At 72.4% G+C, this 16,238-nt stretch carries 13 protein-coding genes; 10 read left to right on the top strand and 3 right to left on the bottom strand.

The window, feature by feature from the left end; translation table 11 throughout:
- Positions 1-159 precede the first annotated feature (159 nt).
- From FED44_RS35810 to FED44_RS15945, 3 genes are all read left to right on the top strand, one after another.
- The gene (locus FED44_RS35810; protein WP_167521488.1) at positions 160-558 is read left to right on the top strand and encodes a GtrA family protein; all 399 of its coding nucleotides are present in this window, start codon (positions 160-162) and stop codon (positions 556-558) included.
- 19 nt (positions 559-577) lie between these two features.
- Entirely contained in the window at positions 578-1,282 is a 705-nt protein-coding gene (locus tag FED44_RS15950) for a class I SAM-dependent methyltransferase (RefSeq protein WP_138461146.1), read from the top strand.
- A gap of 328 nt (positions 1,283-1,610) precedes the next feature.
- On the top strand, positions 1,611-3,866 hold the full coding sequence (locus FED44_RS15945; RefSeq protein WP_138461145.1) for a hypothetical protein: 2,256 nt from the start codon (positions 1,611-1,613) through the stop codon (positions 3,864-3,866).
- On the opposite strand, the gene FED44_RS15940 is transcribed toward FED44_RS15945, so the two are convergent.
- Complete coding sequence (locus FED44_RS15940; RefSeq protein ID WP_138461144.1) at positions 3,833-4,567, bottom strand: WbqC family protein; 735 nt, start codon at positions 4,565-4,567, stop codon at positions 3,833-3,835. The two genes, FED44_RS15945 and FED44_RS15940, sit on opposite strands and share 34 nt — an antisense overlap.
- Complete coding sequence (locus FED44_RS15935; RefSeq protein ID WP_138461143.1) at positions 4,564-5,538, bottom strand: glycosyltransferase family 2 protein; 975 nt, start codon at positions 5,536-5,538, stop codon at positions 4,564-4,566. Before FED44_RS15935 ends, FED44_RS15940 begins: the two co-directional genes overlap by 4 nt.
- Before the next feature lie 243 nt (positions 5,539-5,781).
- Here FED44_RS15935 and FED44_RS15930 point away from each other — a divergent pair, with 243 nt between their 5' ends.
- The 4 genes from FED44_RS15930 to FED44_RS15915 are packed head-to-tail and all read left to right on the top strand — an operon-like array spanning position 5,782 to position 9,666.
- Positions 5,782-6,297 carry a GNAT family N-acetyltransferase gene (locus FED44_RS15930; RefSeq protein ID WP_117410616.1) on the top strand — a complete coding sequence of 172 codons (516 nt, stop codon included), beginning with the start codon at positions 5,782-5,784 and terminating at the stop codon, positions 6,295-6,297.
- A gap of 37 nt (positions 6,298-6,334) precedes the next feature.
- A complete protein-coding gene (locus FED44_RS15925; RefSeq protein ID WP_138461142.1) occupies positions 6,335-7,402 on the top strand; it encodes a glucose-1-phosphate thymidylyltransferase in 1,068 nt (355 codons plus the stop codon).
- On the top strand, positions 7,399-8,376 hold the full coding sequence (gene rfbB / locus FED44_RS15920; protein ID WP_138461141.1) for a dTDP-glucose 4,6-dehydratase: 978 nt from the start codon (positions 7,399-7,401) through the stop codon (positions 8,374-8,376). Before FED44_RS15925 ends, rfbB begins: the two co-directional genes overlap by 4 nt.
- A 33-nt stretch (positions 8,377-8,409) precedes the next feature.
- Positions 8,410-9,666: a nucleotide sugar dehydrogenase gene (locus tag FED44_RS15915; protein ID WP_138461140.1), complete on the top strand. Its 1,257-nt coding sequence runs from the start codon at positions 8,410-8,412 to the stop codon at positions 9,664-9,666.
- Between the two features lie 66 nt (positions 9,667-9,732).
- Here the strand turns inward: FED44_RS15915 and FED44_RS15910 are convergent, their stop codons facing one another.
- On the bottom strand, positions 9,733-10,560 hold the full coding sequence (locus FED44_RS15910; protein WP_138461139.1) for a peptidoglycan recognition protein family protein: 828 nt from the start codon (positions 10,558-10,560) through the stop codon (positions 9,733-9,735).
- Positions 10,561-11,073: 513 nt separating this feature from the next.
- On the opposite strand from FED44_RS15910, the gene FED44_RS15905 reads away from it, so the two are divergent.
- The 3 genes from FED44_RS15905 (at position 11,074) to FED44_RS15895 (ending at position 16,232) form a co-directional block, all read left to right on the top strand.
- Positions 11,074-12,444, top strand: coding sequence for an MFS transporter (locus FED44_RS15905; RefSeq protein WP_117410611.1), 1,371 nt, complete (start codon positions 11,074-11,076; stop codon positions 12,442-12,444).
- 288 nt (positions 12,445-12,732) lie between these two features.
- The gene (locus tag FED44_RS15900) at positions 12,733-14,835 is read left to right on the top strand and encodes a molybdopterin oxidoreductase family protein (protein WP_244301974.1); all 2,103 of its coding nucleotides are present in this window, start codon (positions 12,733-12,735) and stop codon (positions 14,833-14,835) included.
- Positions 14,832-16,232: an FAD-dependent oxidoreductase gene (locus tag FED44_RS15895; protein WP_138461137.1), complete on the top strand. Its 1,401-nt coding sequence runs from the start codon at positions 14,832-14,834 to the stop codon at positions 16,230-16,232. The genes FED44_RS15900 and FED44_RS15895 overlap by 4 nt, the downstream gene beginning before the upstream one ends.
- The last annotated feature ends 6 nt before the right edge of the window (positions 16,233-16,238 follow it).

Genomic DNA, 16,238 nt, shown 5'->3' with positions numbered 1-16,238 from the left:
ACGGCCGGGTTCGCGCCGGGATCAGCTCCGGGACCCACCCGAAGTCCAGGTCCGGGTCACACTCGGCGGCCGCTCGCGACCTCCGGTGACCGGCGCGGCGCGGACGCCGGAGGCGGCCGGCCCGCGGGGCGCCGTCACCTCGCGCGCCGGGTCCTGTCCGTGGCGCTCGACCGGCGGCGCGTGCTCTACCTGGGCGGCGGCGCACTGTCGGCCGTGGTGTACTACGCGATCCTCGGCGTCCAACTGGCCGCGCTCGGGCACCGGGTGCCGTACCTTCTCCTGCTCGTGACCAGCCACTTCGTCGCCTCGGTCGTGGTCTATCCGTGGTATCGGCTGATGGTCTTCCGCGTGTCCGGATCGTCCTGGGTGCTCGGCCACCTGCGGTTCTACGCCGTCGGGCTGGGCTTCCTGGCGGCGTCGGTCACGGGCGTTCCACTCATGGTGGAGCTCGCCGGGATTCCGATCATGGTGGCCCAGGCGCTGGTCATCGTCGTGAACGTGCCGCTGTGCTACCTCGTGCACAGACTCTGGACGTTTCCGTCCCGCCGTAAGAACTGATCGCTAGGGGAAGGCTGCCATGGAGGCCACTGACATCCGCCGTACGGTCGAGCTGGAGGACCGGCACTGGTGGTATCGGGAGCGGCGCGTCATGCTCGCCCGGGAGCTGCGGCGGCTCGGGCCGCCCGGCAGGGCGCTCGACATCGGCGCCGCGGGCGGCGGCAACACCCGCGTGCTGGTCGAGCACGGGTGGGACGCGCTGGCGGCCGACTACTCCGAGACCGCGGTCGAGCTGGCCGTACGGCGGGGTCTGCGGGCGATCCACGCCGACGCGTGCGACCTGCCGCTGCCCGGCGAGTCCTTCGACCTCGTGCTCGCGTTCGACGTGCTGGAGCACATCGAGGACGACCACACGGCCGCCCGCGAGCTGGTGCGCGTGCTGCGGCCGGGTGGCCGGGCGCTGATCACGGTCCCGTGCGACATGGCCCTGTGGTCGGCACACGACGTGGCGTCCTTCCACTTCCGCCGGTACGCCCGGGAGGAGCTGGCCGCGCTGCTGTGCGGGGCAGGGCTGGTCGTCGACCGCATGTGGAGCTGGAACGTGCTGATGCGGCCGATCGTTGCCTGGCGCAGGAAGCGCATCGGCGGCTCCGACGTCACGGACGTGCCGCGCCTGGTCAACCTGGGGCTGGGCGCGGTGGTCGCGGCGGAGAGATATCTGCCCGTCAAATCGCTTCCCGGGGTCACCCTGGTCGTGCGGGCGCACCGTCCCTCGTCTTTCTGAGGGCGATTCCCGATTCCCGCATTGTCCGGCCGTAGCGCGGGATGCCGCAAAGGAATGTCAAGGACTCCGCCCGGAACGAGGTCGCGGGCGAATACGCACTGCCGCCGCCGCGAGAATCGCACGCATGGCTGACACCTCGCCTCGGGAAATCCCTGCGACGGGCCCGTCCCTTTCGGATGAGAGAACGCTGGTCCATTCGGCTGCGGGAGGCGCGGCCGGGGGAGGTCCGCGGACCCGGAGCCCGCTCGGATCGCCGCGGGAGTTCATGGCCGCCGCGCCGGCGGACGGCGCACCGGCGCGGCGGACGCGGCGAACGCGGCGGACGCTGGTGAGATGGGCGCCGGCCGTCGTGGTGCTCGCGCTGACGGCGGCCGCGCTGAGCCGCTACGGCGTCCGCGTCTCCGACACGGCACGTTTCTGCGGCTACGTCGTCGTCTGCCTCGCGGCCCCGGGAACGCTGCTGGTCCGGGCCCTCTACCGGGGTGACCGCTCCCGGGGCGAGGAGGTCGCGCTCGGGCTGGCCCTCGGATACGCGCTGGAGGTGTTCGCCTACGTAGCGGCCAGGGCCGTGGGGGCGCCGCTGCTCGTCCTCGCCTGGCCGGTCGCGACGTACGCGGCCTTCCTCCTCGTGCCCCGCCTGCGGCGCCACTGGAGAAGCGCCCAGGCCGCGGCCCGGTCGCCGATCTGGTGGTCCTGGTCGCTGGCCCTCGTCGTCGCCTACCTGGTGGTCTGGAGCGCGGTCAACTTCTTCCGCACGCAGGCCCTCGCCTGGCCGGCGCTCGGGGCGTCGTACCCCGACATGCCCCTCCACCTGGCGTTCATCGGCGAGCTGCGGCACCACGTGCCCCCGACGATGCCGATCGTCGCCGGGGAGCCCCTGCCGTACCACTGGTTCGTCTACGCCCACTACGCGGCGGCGAGCTGGGTGACCGGCGTGGAGCCGCTGGTCCTGCTGTTCCGCCTCGGCATGCTGCCGATGATCGCGGCGCTCGTCGTCCTGCTGGGCCTGGCCGCCCGGCGCGTGATCGGGTCGCGGGCCGGAGCTCTGGCCGCCCTGGCCGCCGTCTTCCTCGTCGCGGCGCCGAACCTCTACATCGGCCCGGTCGGCGGGGCGCTGGTCTGGAAACCGGTCCAGTCCTGGTCGAGCCCCACGCAGACCTTCGGCGCGCTGCTGTTCGTCCCGGTCTTCCTCCTGCTGAGCGATCTGCTGGAGAACCGGCGGCTGCTGGAGAACCGGCGGCGGAACCCGCGCGAGTGGCTCCTGCTCGGGATCTTCCTGGCCGCCGTCATGGGGGCCAAGGCGACGTACCTGCCCCTGCTCACGGCGGGCCTGGCGGCGGTGGCCGTCGCCGGGACGGTGCGGCGCCGACGCCCGGACGGCCCGGCCCTGGTCGCGCTGGGCATGAGCGCGGCCTGCCTGCTCTTCGCCCAGTTCGTCCTGTACGGCGGGGTACGCGGGGGAACGACGGCCGCCCCGCTGTCCCTGATGCGCGTGACGTGGGGCGGCGTGACCGGCGACGGGAAGCCGCTCGCGGGGCCGGCGGCCACGGTCCTCGGGCTCACCCTCCTGTGCGTCCTGTCCGGAGCCGTCGCCTGGTGCGGGACGCTCGGCCTGCTCACCCGGCCCCGGGCGCTCGCCCGGCCCGCCGTCGTGCTGACCCTCGGCATGAGTCTGGCCGGGCTGGGCGTGGCGCTCTGCTTCGGGCATCCCGGCCTGTCGGAGATCTACTTCCTCCAGGCGCCCTATCCCTATCTGGCGATCGTCTCGGTCTACGGGCTCGTCACCGTCCTGCGCGGGTCGGGGACGTCGCCGCTGTCCGTCCTGTGCGCCGCCGTCGCCGGAGCCGTCGCCGCCTACTGCATCCGGATCCTGTGCGACGTGCGGGTCCCGCTGCCCGACGGCGAGCCGCTCGGCGTGCTCGCCCTGCCGTACGCCGCCCTGCTGGTCTTCGTGGCGCTGACGGCGGTCGCGCTGGCCGCCGCGCGGCGCGGCGCGCTGCCCCCGTTCGCTCTCACACTCGTGGTGACCTCGGCGTTCGCCGCGCCGGCCGCCTGGTTCACCCGGGTCCTTCCGGTGACGTACAAGGCTCCGGTGGTCGCGGCGGAGGACGCCGACCGGGCGGCACAGGCCCAGGCGATGCCGCGGGGCGTCGTCACCGCCGCGCGGTGGCTGCGCGACCATTCCCGCCCCGGCGACGTCGTCGCGACGAACCTGCACTGCCGTCTCGGCGTCGACGGCCCCTGCGACAGCCGCGCGGCCTGGGTGTCGGCGCTGACCGAGCGGCGGGTGCTCGTCGAGGGATGGGCCTACGCGACGGCGAACCTGGACCGGTGGAGTCCGGGCCAGGTGCTCTGGTATCTGCCGTTCTGGGACCGCGAGCGGCTCCGGGCGAACGAGGCGCTGTTCGCCGCGCCCTCGTGGCGGGCGGCCCGGTCGCTGCGGGACCGTCACGGGGTGCGCTGGCTGTTCGCGGACGAGCGGCTGACGGTCCCCGGCGCGAGGCTCGGAGACGTCGCCGCCACGCGGTTCCGCTCCGGGGACTTCGCCGTCTACGAGATCGCCGGCCCGGCCGCGGGGCACTGAGCATTCTCGAGATGCCGGGCGCTCTTGAGATACCGGGCGGCGGCGGGCCCGGTGTTGAAGATCAGGTCGAGCACGCTGACATGGTGGTCGAACGGCGGGTGCGCCTGCGGATACTCCGGATAGCCGGAGTAGTCGAACCACCGGACCCCGATCCCGGCCCGGTCGAAGAGACTCTCGTCCAGGTAGGCGCGGGCGGCCGGACCGGTGAGGTACTCGTCGGCGCCCGCCTTGCGGCACAGGTCCACGAGCCGCTCGGTCCTGGCGCCGGTCGCGGCGTAGTCCTCGGCGCGGGTCAGGTGCGCCGGGATGCCGAGCACGTCCAGCAGCCCTTCGAGGAAGTGCCGGTTGATGTCCGACAGCCGGTCGTGGCGGCAGCCGAGGTAGAGCCGTTCGATCACCGGCGCGACCGCCTGGAAGCAGGGGGCCTTACGGTAGGTCTGCGCGAGCAGGAGCCAGTGCGCGCGGGGCCAGTCCGGGTCGCTCGCGACCACCTCGTTGATCAGGCGGCCGCGCGGGCCCCGCCGTACCGGGACGGACAGCCACTTCGGACCGGCGGCCGTCTTGACCAGGTTGCGGTTGCGCCAGTCCCTGTCGGTGTACTGCACATCGTCGAACAGGATGAACTCGTCGACGTGGGCGATCAGGTCGAAGTACCCCTTCCAGGGGATGTAGTTCGACTGCACGACGGCGACCCGCTTCACGCGCTCCACCCCTCCGGGCCGCCCGTCACCGTCATCGGCTGCGCCGCACCGCTCTCGGCCCGGCTGCGGACGATGTAGGTGGGGCGTCCCATCCTCTCGACGTGGATCCTGCCGAGATACTCCCCGATGATGCCGAGCGCGATCATCTGGGCGGACGCGAACAACGCGATCATCGACGCGGTCGAGGTGAAGCCCTTGACGGTGCTGTCGCCCGACCAGTACGTCCAGAGGAAGACCGTCAGCAGGACGATGCCGAACGCTCCGGTCAGCAGGCCGAAATAGGTCACCAGGCGCAGCGGGAGCGTGCTGTAGCCGACGAACACGCCGATCGCGTGGCGGACGAGCATCGCGGGCGTGTAGTTGGAGCGGCCGGCCAGCCGGCTGTCCATCCGCACCTGTACGGTGCCGACCCGGGTGGTCGCCCACGAGAAGGCGATGTCGATCTGCGTGTGCGGACCCCCGACGCCGTCCAGCGACTCCCGCAGAAAACTCCGGAAGGCGCGGAACGCGGAGATGTCCGCGCCGTTCTCCGCGCCGAACCGCCCGGAAAGCCCGCACTTAAGGGATTTGGAGGCGAAATCGCGAATTCGCCCGTGCGTCCCGCCGCTCGGCACGCCGTACACGATGTCGAGGCCGGGCTCCAGGCCTGCCAGGAGCCGGGGGATCTCCTCCGGCGGATGCTGCAGATCGTCGTCCATCGTCACCATGACCTCGTAGCGCGCGCAGCGGATGCCCGCGACCAGGGCGTTGTGCTGTCCGTAGTTGCGGGCCAGCAGCACGGCGCGGACGCTGCCGTGCCGCTCGGCGAGGCCCTGGGCCACCTCCCACGTGTCGTCGGGCGAGCCGTCCACGACGAGCACGACCTCGAAGAGGTCCGCGGCGGTGGGCAGAACGGCGAGAAGGCGTTCCACCAGGGCCGGCAGCGTCCGGGCGGATCGGTAGCAGGGAATCACAACGGATACGTTGGTCATGGCGTCATTGTGATGAGCGGCTGCCGGCCTCCTCGTGCCGCACATCCGAATTTGCGGGATATTGAGAAATCCGATCCGCACCTTTCACGCTTGTTCCCAATGTGGCCCGCCGGCTTCGCGCTGGTCCGCGCATAGCATTGGCGACTGGCGGGCGGCCGGATGGAATTCCCGCGGCCCCGCCCGGGAGAAAAGGCGCCGGACATTCCGTTCCTTCCGCGCGGCTCCCGTATGTGAGGGGAGATCATGGACGTCACATTGAGGCCGGTCCGCGAGGCGGACCTCGACGTTTTCGAAGCGGAACGGGCGACGCCCGAGGCGCGGGGCGAATTCCAGTGGTACGGATACCGCCACTCGGGCGCGCTGCGCCGGCGGTTCGCGGACGACGGCCTGCTCGGCGACGACTACGGGCGGCTCGCCGTCGACTCCGGCGGGGACACGGCCGGGTGGGTGGCCTGGTGGAAGACGGCCTGGGGACCCGAGACGACGTGCTGGTGCTGGACGATCGGGATCTGCGTCTTCACCGGCTACCGCAACCGCGGCATCGGCACCGAGGCGCAGCGCCTGCTGGCGGACTACCTGTTCGCGCACACCCGGGCCGAGCGCCTCCAGTGCTTCGCCGACGTCGAGAACATCGGCGAGCAGCGCGCGGTGGAGAAGATCGGGTTCACGCGTGAGGGTGTCCTGCGGCGGGCCCAGTGGCGTGACGGCGGCTGGCACGACCAGGTCCTCTACTCGCTGCTCCGCGGTGAGCCGCGATGAGCCGCCCACGGGGTGCCGCGGAAGGACGCGGACAGCGGTGAAGGCACTCGTCCTGGCGGGCGGCAAGGGCACGAGGCTGCGCCCGCTGACCCACACCTCCGCCAAGCAGCTCGTCCCCGTCGCCAACAAGCCGGTGCTCTTCTACGGACTGGAGGCGATCAGGGACGCCGGCATCACCGACGTGGGGATCATCGTCGGCGACACGGGCCGGGAGGTCCGCGCGGCCGTCGGCGACGGCTCGGCGTTCGGGCTCGACGTCACCTACATCCCCCAGGAGGCGCCGCTCGGGCTGGCGCACTGCGTCCTCGTCGCGCGGGAGTTCCTGGCCGGCGAGCCGTTCGTCATGTACCTGGGCGACAACTTCCTGGTCGGCGGCATCCGCGGCCTGGTCGACGCCTTCCGCGCCGAGGAGTGCGACGCCCGCATCCTGCTCACCCGGGTGGCCGAGCCGCAGTTCTACGGAGTGGCCGAACTCGGCCCGCACGGGGAGATCGTCGCGCTGGAGGAGAAGCCCGAGCACCCGCGCAGCGACCTCGCGATCGTCGGGGTCTACACGTTCTCGCCCGCGATCCACGAGGCCGTACGCGCGATCGGGCCGTCCGCGCGGGGCGAGCTGGAGATCACCGACGCGATCAAGTGGCTCATCGACAGCGGGCACCGCGTGCGGTCCCACTTCGTCACCGGCTACTGGCGCGACACCGGCCGCCTGCAGGACATGCTGGAGTGCAACCGCATCGTGCTGGAGGCGGTCGAGCCCGGCGTCGCGGGGACCGTGGACGGGCTGTCGGAGGTGACCGGGCGGGTGGTGATCGCCCCCGGCGCCGTGGTGGAGGGCTCGGTCATCCGCGGCCCGGTGGTGATCGGCACCGACACCAAGATCATCGGCTCGTACGTCGGGCCGTACACCTCGATCGGCGAGGGGTGCGTGATCGAGGACGCCGAGGTGGACTACAGCATCGTGCTGGCCGACTCGGCCATCCGGGGCGTCCGGGGCATGACCCACTCGCTGATCGGCCGCAACGCGGAGGTCACGAAGGCGACCGGGGTGCCCAACGCCTACCAGCTCATGATCGGAGACCACAGCAAGGTGCAGGTGCGCGCGTGAAGATCCTCGTCGCCGGCGCGGCCGGCTTCATCGGCTCCCACTACGTCCGCTCGCTGCTGTCGGGCGCCTACCCCGGGTACGAGGACGCCCGGGTCACGGTGCTGGACAAGCTCACCTACGCCGGCAACCCGGCCAACCTCGCCCCGGTGGAGACCCGCCCCGCCTTCACGTTCGCGCGCGGCGACGTCTGCGACGCGGCGCTGCTGCGCGAGCTGGTCCCCGGGCACGACGTGGTCGTGAACTTCGCCGCCGAGACTCACGTCGACCGGTCGATCAGCGGCGCGGGCGACTTCGTGACGACCAACGTGCTGGGCACGCAGCGGCTGCTGCAGGCCGCCCTGGAGGCGGGCGTGCGCACGTTCGTCCAGGTGTCCACCGACGAGGTGTACGGCTCGGTCGACGAGGGGACGTGGACGGAGGCGGAGCCGCTGCTGCCGAACTCGCCCTACTCGGCCGCCAAGGCGGGGGCCGACCTGCTCTGCCGCGCCTACCACCGCACGTACGGGATGGACGTCCGGGTGACCAGGTGCTCCAACAACTACGGGCCGTACCAGTATCCGGAGAAGGTCGTCCCGCTGTTCGTCACCAACCTGATCGACGGGCGTCCCGTGCCGTTGTACGGCGACGGCGGCAACGTGCGGGAGTGGCTGCACGTGGACGACCACTGCCGGGGCGTCCAGCTCGTGCTGGACAAGGGGGAGCCCGGCGAGGTCTACAACATCGGCGGCGGCGTCGAGCTGAGCAACCTCGATCTCACCCGCCGGATCCTCGACGCCTTCGGCGCCGGATGGGAGATGGTCGAGCGCGTACCCGACCGGCCGGGTCACGACCGGCGGTACGCGCTGGACAGCGGAAAGATCCGGGCCATCGGCTACGAGCCCCTGACGGGGTTCGACGAGGGGCTCGCGGACGTCGTGCGCTGGTATCGGGACCACCAGGACTGGTGGCGCCCGCTCGTGGACCGCCGCGGCTGAGACATCGTAACTGCCAGGGGACGGGGGTCCTTGATGGAGAAACTGGTCGTGGTGGGGCAGGGGTATGTCGGCCTGCCGCTGGCGGTCCGCGCGGTGCGGGCCGGGTTCGACGTGGTGGGCGTCGAGGTGGACGAGCTGCGGGTCAAGCGGCTCAACGCCGGTCAGTCGTACGTCGAGGACGTCGGCGACGACGCGCTCGCCGCCGCCCACGGGACGGGCCGCTACCGGGCCAGCGCGGACTACGCCGACGCCGACGGCTTCGACGTCTGTGTGATCACCGTGCCGACGCCGCTGACCGACGGCGTGCCCGATCTCAGCCACATCGCGTCGGCCGGCCGGTCGCTCGCCCCATATCTGCGGCCGGGCGCGACCGTGGTGCTGGAGTCGACCACCTATCCGGGGACGACGGAGGAGTACCTGCGCCCGATCCTGGAGGAGGGGTCGGGCCTGCGCGCTCCCGGCGACTTCCACCTCGGCTACAGCCCGGAGCGGATCGACCCCGGCAACGCGCGGTGGCGCCTGGAGAACACGCCGAAGGTCGTCTCCGGCCTCGACGACGCCGCCCTCGCGCGGGTCCGCGCCTTCTACGAGACCGTCGTCGAGCGCGTCGTCCCCGTGTCCTCGCCGCAGGTGGCCGAGTTGTGCAAGCTCCTGGAGAACACCTTCAGGCACGTCAACATCGCCCTGGTCAACGAGCTGTCGGTCTTCGCCAGGCAGCTCGGCATCGACGTGTGGGAGGCCATCGACGCCGCCTCGTCCAAGCCGTTCGGCTACATGCGCTTCACCCCGGGGCCAGGGGTCGGCGGCCACTGCCTGCCGATCGACCCGTCGTACCTGTCCTGGAAGGTCAAGCGCAGTCTGGGGCACAACTTCCGGTTCGTGGAGCTGGCCAACGACGTCAACGACCACATGCCCGCGCACGTCGTCGACCGGCTGGTGCTGGCGCTGAACGACCGGCGCAAGGCCGTGAACGGCAGCCGCGTCCTCCTGCTCGGCCTGTCGTACAAGAAGAACACCGGCGACTGCCGCGAGTCTCCCGCGCTGGAGGTGGCGAGGCTCCTGCGCAGGCTGGGCGCGCGGGTGTACGCGGCGGATCCGCACGTCGACCTCGCGTTCGTGGCCGAGGGGGTGGGGATCGCCGAGCCGTCGGCGCGGGAGGCGGCCGCGGCCGACGCCGTCGTGATCCTCACCGACCACGACTGCTTCGACTACGAGATGATCCGGCGCGAGAGCGCCTTCGTCCTCGACACCCGCAACCGCTGCCGGGGACCCAACGTCGAGCGGCTCTGACGCGGCGCCTCCGCTCCCGGCCCGCCGCCACGAGAGCGGGCCGGGAGGCCGGGGCGGCGGTGCCGGTCAGAGGACGCGGGGGTGCCGGGTCAGGTCGTGCGGGCCGACCGCCGGGCCGTGCTCGAACGGCAGGTCGCCGACGAGCGCCACACTCTCGCCGTGGCCGTCAGGGGAGCCGTCCGGCAGCGCCGGCCACGGTGGCGCGGCAGCGAGGCGGCGGGGCGCCCGGCCGCCCAGACGGCGCGCCACGTCGGCCCGCAGCTGCGGCAGGTACGCGTAGAGGCGGTCGCCCGGGCAGGCGGTCCGGTTGAGGTCGCGGTGGCCGACGATGGCCACGCGCGGGTCGAGCTCGTACGCGTCGCACAGCCACGCCAGCAGCGAGGTAAGCGCGGCCAGCTGCCGGGCGGGCGGCAGGCAGGAGGTGTAGGTTCCCTCCGTCTCGACGCCCAGCGTGTGGTCGTTGTGGTCGGCCGCCTGCGCCCCCAGCACGTGCCTGCCCGCCTCTACGGCCGGCAGCGAGCGGTTGCGGCCCTCCATGACGTAGCCGCCCCGGCTGACCGTGAACTGCTCGCCGATGTCCTCCCAGCCGTTGCGCCGCATGTGGTAGCGCTGGATCGCCCGGGACAGCCGGAAGGCCGCCTCCAGGTCGGCCGCGCCGGTGTTCGCCGTCGCCGTGTGGTGGACGACGAGCCGGTCGGGGCCCCGGTCGAGCACATCGGCCTTGCTCGCGGGCGGGTCGGCCCGCCACTCCGAGCGGGTGTACACGCGCGGGCGCCGGGGGCCGCGGGCCGCCAGGGCGGGCCCGGCCAGTGAGGTGATCCCGCCCTGGGCGGACAGCAGCGCCACGGACAGGTACGCCGACGACAGGAACGCGCGACGCGAGATCGCTGGCATCCGTCCTCCCGGGTGGGCGCGGGCCCACGCGGGCCCGCATCAGGCGGGAGGCGGCTTCGGTATCCCCGTCCACCACCGCGGATATTCCTGCCGCCGGGAAACCGGTCACATGTCAACCGAAATGTCTGTGCCATCCCGGTGGCGGAAACGGCGCACCCCGGTCACGAAACGGCAGTCCCGTGATCACGGGAATGTCGTGAAATGACCACACGAGGTGCTCGGTCGCGGGAGCGCTGACCTTCGTGACGGCGTGCGACCGGCCCGCGCGCGGAGCCGGGCGGCACGGGTGCGGGCGGCGACACGCGGCCTTAACGCGGACTCCCGCGCGGGCGACCGGTTGTTAACGCGGTGTTGCGTCCGTTATGCCTGTGGATTGCATGTTTCCGGGGTGCGGCACATGTAACGACCGCACGATCACACATCGTCAAGGTGCGTAACGACCCCTTCCTAGCGTCGGTACCGGTTCCCAGCTGAGAAAGACGCCCCCAGCTGACACGAGACGCAGGAGGAACGATGACCGTGACGCAGGCGGCGAACACGGCTACCGGCGAGCCCGGGAAGGGCCGGTGGATCGGTGACTGGCGACCGGACGATCCCGCGTTCTGGGAGGGCACCGGGAAGAAGACGGCCCGGCGCAATCTGGTGTTCTCGATCCTGGCCGAGCACCTGGGCTTCACGCTGTGGACCGTCTGGAGCATCGTCGCCGTCAAGCTCGGCGCCTACAAGTTCTCCACCGACCAGCTGTTCTGGATCGTCTCCCTGCCCAACCTCGTCGGCTCCGCGCTGCGCATCCCTTACACCTTCGCCCCCGCGCGGTTCGGCGGGCGCAACTGGACGGTGGTCAGCGCGCTGCTGCTGCTGGTGCCGGCGGTGCTGCTGGCGGTCGCGGTGAACGACCCGGGCACGCCCTACTGGGCGTTCCTCGCCATCGCGGCGACGGCCGGGCTCGGCGGCGGCAACTTCGCCTCCAGCATGGCCAACATCACCTACTTCTACCCGCAGAGCAGGCAGGGTGCGGCCCTCGGCCTGAACGCCGCGGGCGGCAACATCGGCGTCAGCTCGGTGCAGCTGCTGATGCCGCTGGTCATCGGGGGCTTCGGGCTCGCCGCCGCCGGACTGTTCTGGGTGCCGTTCATCCTGCTCGCCGCCGCCGGCGCGTACTTCTTCATGAACAACCTCACCTCCGCCAAGGCCGAGCCGAGGGAGATGGTCAAGGCGGCCGGCCGGGCCCAGACGTGGATCATGGCGCTCCTCTACATCGGCACGTTCGGCTCGTTCATCGGCTACTCGACGGCCTTCCCGCTGCTGATCAAGTCGCAGTTCGCCGAGCACGCCTCGATGGTCTCGCTGGCGTTCCTCGGCCCGCTGATCGGCTCGGTCATCCGGCCCGCCGGCGGCTGGCTGTCGGACCGCCTCGGCGGGGCCGCGGTCACGTTCTGGAACTTCGCCGCGATGATCGGCGCGGTGCTCCTCGTGTGGCAGGCCATGTCCGCCCACAACTTCGCGCTGTTCTTCGTGGCCTTCATGCTGCTGATCGGCACCGCCGGCGTCGGCAACGGCTCCACGTACCGGATGATCCCGGCCATCTTCCGCGCCAAGGCCGTCGCGGGCGTCGAGCCCGGCACGCCCGAGTTCGAGGAGGCGCTGCGCACCGGCAAGCGCGACGCGTCGGCGGCCATCGGCTTCATCTCCGCGATCGGCGCGTTCGGCGGCTTCTTCATCAACCGCGGGTTCGGCAGCTCCATCGCCGCCACCGGCGGCGCGGGAGCGGCGCTGGCGGCCTTCGCCGCCTTCTACGCCCTGTGCTTCGCCGTCACCTGGTTCTGCTACATGCGGACCCTCGGCGCGAAGGCGGCCCCCAGCCTGGCGGCGGCCCGCGTCTGAGCCGGCCGGTCCGAGCGGGCCGATCCGAGCGGGCCTGTTTGAGCAGGGTCCGGACCCCACCCCCGCGGGCGCCCGTGCGGCGCCCGCTCTTTTCCGCCGTACGTCTCACCGGCGGCGACAGCACAAGTGAGCTCCGGAGACGACGAGGTCTCTCACCACGCCGCGATCGCCGAAGTTAGCGCGGTTGGCGCCTTGTAGCACAGCGGTAACAGAAGGGACCCAGCGGTGAAACCGCCTGTACCCACCATCGGATCCATGCCGATCTCACTGCACGCTCCAGGTCCTGTGATGTCACAGGTCCACGGGGACACCACAGTGGGCTCGGCCACGCACTGCCCCTACTGCGCCCTGCAGTGCGGCATGTACGTCGCCAACGGCGAGATCACCCCGAGAGAGGACATCCCGGCCAACGCCGGCGGCCTGTGCCAGAAGGGCTGGACGGCGGCCGAACTGCTGACCTCACCCGAACGGATCACCACCCCGCTGCTCCACGGGAAGCCGGTGACCTGGGAGGAGGCGCTCGACTACACCGCCGGCCGCCTCCGGGCCATCCGGGCCGAGCACGGGCCGGACGCCGTGGCGGTCTTCGGCGGCGGCGGGCTGACCAACGAGAAGGCCTACCAGCTCGGCAAGTTCGCCCGGGTGGCGCTGCGGACCAGCCAGATCGACTACAACGGCAGGTTCTGCATGTCCTCGGCGGCGGCCGCCGTCAACCGCGCCTTCGGGATGGACCGCGGCCTGCCGTTCCCCATCACCGACATCGGGCGGGCGGACGCGGTGCTGCTCGCCGGGGGGAACGTCGCCGAGACCATGCCCCCCTTCGTGCGGCACCTGACCGCGATGCGGTCCCGGGGCGGCCGGCTCGTCGTGATCGACCCCCGCCTCACGCAGACCGCCCGGCTGGCCGACCTGCACCTGCAGGCCACCCCCGGCACCGACCTCGCGCTGGCGCTGGGCCTGCTGCACATCGCGGTCGCCGAGGGCCACGCAGACCTCGGCTACCTCGCCGCGCGCACCACCGGCTTCGAGGCCGTGCGCGCCTCCGTGTCGGCCTGGTGGCCCGAGCGGGTGGAGCGCGTCACCGGCGTCCCCGTCGCCCAGATGCGCGAGGCCGTACGCATCCTCGGCGAGGCCGGGCGCGCGATGATCCTGACCGGCCGGGGCGCGGAACAGCACGCCAAGGGCACCGACACCGTCACCGCGTTCGTCAACCTGGCGCTCACCCTCGGCCTGCCGGGCCGGGAGGGCTCCGGGTACGGCTGCGTGACCGGTCAGGGCAACGGCCAGGGCGGCCGGGAGCACGGCCAGAAGGCCGACCAGCTCCCCGGCTACCGGAAGATCGACGACCCGGCGGCGCGGGCGCACGTCGCGGCCGTGTGGGGGGTCGACCCCGCCGACCTGCCCGGACCCGGCAGGTCGGCGTACGAACTGCTCGACGCGCTCGGCACTCCGGAGGGGCCGAGGGCGCTGCTGCTGTTCGGCTCCAACCCCGTCGTCTCCGCGCCGCGTGCCGGGCACGTGACGGAGCGGCTGGCCGCGCTGGACCTGCTCGTCGTCGCCGACTTCGTGCTGTCGGAGACCGCGGCGATGGCCGACGTCGTGCTCCCCACGACCCAGTGGGCCGAGGAGTCGGGCACGATGACCAACCTGGAGGGCCGGGTGCTGCTGCGCCGCCAGGCCGCGGCGCCGCCGCCGGGCGCGCGCAGCGACCTGCGGATCCTCGGCGGGCTCGCCGAGCGGCTCGGCTGCGGCGAGAAGTTCCCCGCCGACCCGCGCACGGTCTTCGACGAGCTGCGCCGGGCCTCCGCCGGAGGTATCGCCGACTACTCCGGCATCACCTACGAGCGGATCGCGGCCGAGACCGGCGTGTTCTGGCCCTGCCCAGCCACCGAGACCGCGCCCGAGGCCGGGCCCCACCCGGGGACGCCGCGGCCCTTCCTGGACCGCTTCGCCACCCCGGACGGACGGGCCCGCATGGTGCCGGTGGACCACCGCCCGCCCGCCGAGGACGTGGACGAGGAGTTTCCCCTCTACCTGACCTCCGGGCGGGTGCTCGCCCACTACCAGTCGGGGGCGCAGACGCGCCGCATCCGGTCGCTCAACCAGGTCGCGCCGGAGGTCTTCGTGGAGGTGCACCCCGACCTCGCCGAACGGCTGAACGTCGCGCCCGGCGACCGCGTGCGGGTGCGCAGCCGCCGGGGCGCCGCCGAGGCGGTGGCCCGCGTCAACGCCTCGATCCGGCCCGACACCGTGTTCATGCCGTTCCACTGGGAGGGCGTCAACCTGCTCACCAACCCGGCGCTCGACCCGATGTCGCGGATGCCGGAGTTCAAGGTCTGCGCCGCCGCTCTCGAACGGTGCACCGGCGAGGACATGGAGCGTGACGCGTGAGGCTCGTCGTGGTGGGGAACGGCATGGCCGGCGCGCGTCTCGTGAGCGAGGTGCGCGCCCGGGACCGGGACGTCAAGATCACCGTGTTCGGCGCCGAGGCCTGGCAGCCGTACAACCGGGTGCTGCTGTCGAACGTGGTGGCGGGCACGTCGCGGCCGGACCAGGTCCGGCTGCTCGGCCCCCGCTGGCACGCCGAGCACAACGTGACCGCGCACCTCGGCGTCGAGGTCACCGCGATCGACCGGGACGCCCGGACCGTCGTCGCGGCCGACGGGACGCGCGAGCCGTACGACGTGCTCGTGCTGGCCACGGGCAGCGAGCCGGTGATCCCGGCGATCCCCGGCGTGGAGCGGGCGACCGCGTTCCGCACGCTGGACGACTGCGACCGCATCAGGGAGGCCGCCACGAGCGCGCGCAGCGCGGTCGTCATCGGCGGCGGGCTGCTCGGCATCGAGGCCGCGCGCGGGCTGGCCGGCCGGGGTGTCCCGGTGACGCTGCTGCACGTGCGCGACCACCTGATGGAGCGCCAGCTTGACGCGGAGGCCGGGCTCATCCTCCGCGAGACGCTCGGCTCGCTCGGCGTCGCCATCCGCACCGGCGTCACCGTGACCGCTGTGCGGGAGCGGCACGTGGAGCTGGCGGGAGAGGAACTGGTCGACGCCGACCTGGTGGTGGTCGCCTGCGGCGTGCGCCCGGTCGTCGGCCTCGCCCGCGACGCGGGGCTGGAGGTCGAGCGCGGCGTCGTCGTCGACGACGAGCTGCGCACGGACGACCCGTCGATCTTCGCCATCGGCGAGTGCGCGCAGCACGCGGGCCGGGTCTACGGCCTGGTGGCGCCGGCCTGGGAGCAGGCGTCGGTGCTCGCCGACCTGCTGACCGGGGCCGACAAGGGCGCCCGCTACCGGGGCTCGCGGCTGGTCACCCGGCTGAAGGCCAAGAGCGTCGAGCTCGCGGCGATGGGGGAGACCCACCTGACCGACGAGGAGGCGGAGATCGTCCGCTTCTCCCACCGGCACAAGGGCACCTACCGCAAGCTCGTCATCCGCGACGGCCGGCTGGTCGGCGCGATCCTGCTGGGCGAGACCTCCGCCGTGGGCACGCTCACCCAGCTGTTCGACCGGGGTGGGCCGCTCCCGGGCGACCGGACCGGCCTGCTGTTCCCCGGCGTGGGCGCCGCGGCGACGGCCGACAACCCGACCCGGATGCCGGACTCGGCCCGGGTCTGCCAGTGCAACAACGTGACGAAGGGCCAGATCAGGGCGTGCTGGGAGTCCGGCGCGCGTGACGTGGAGGCCGTAGCCGCCGCGACGAGGGCCACCACCGGGTGCGGCGGCTGCCGCGACGCGGTCGAGGGCATCGTCGGCTGGTTGTGTGAGCAGGAAGGCGTGAGCGCATGAAGGTAC

It is taken from the genome of Microbispora triticiradicis, from assembly GCF_005864065.1.
In the GTDB taxonomy this organism is placed as follows: domain Bacteria; phylum Actinomycetota; class Actinomycetes; order Streptosporangiales; family Streptosporangiaceae; genus Microbispora; species Microbispora triticiradicis.
This window is presented reverse-complemented; position numbering and strand designations above follow the sequence as displayed.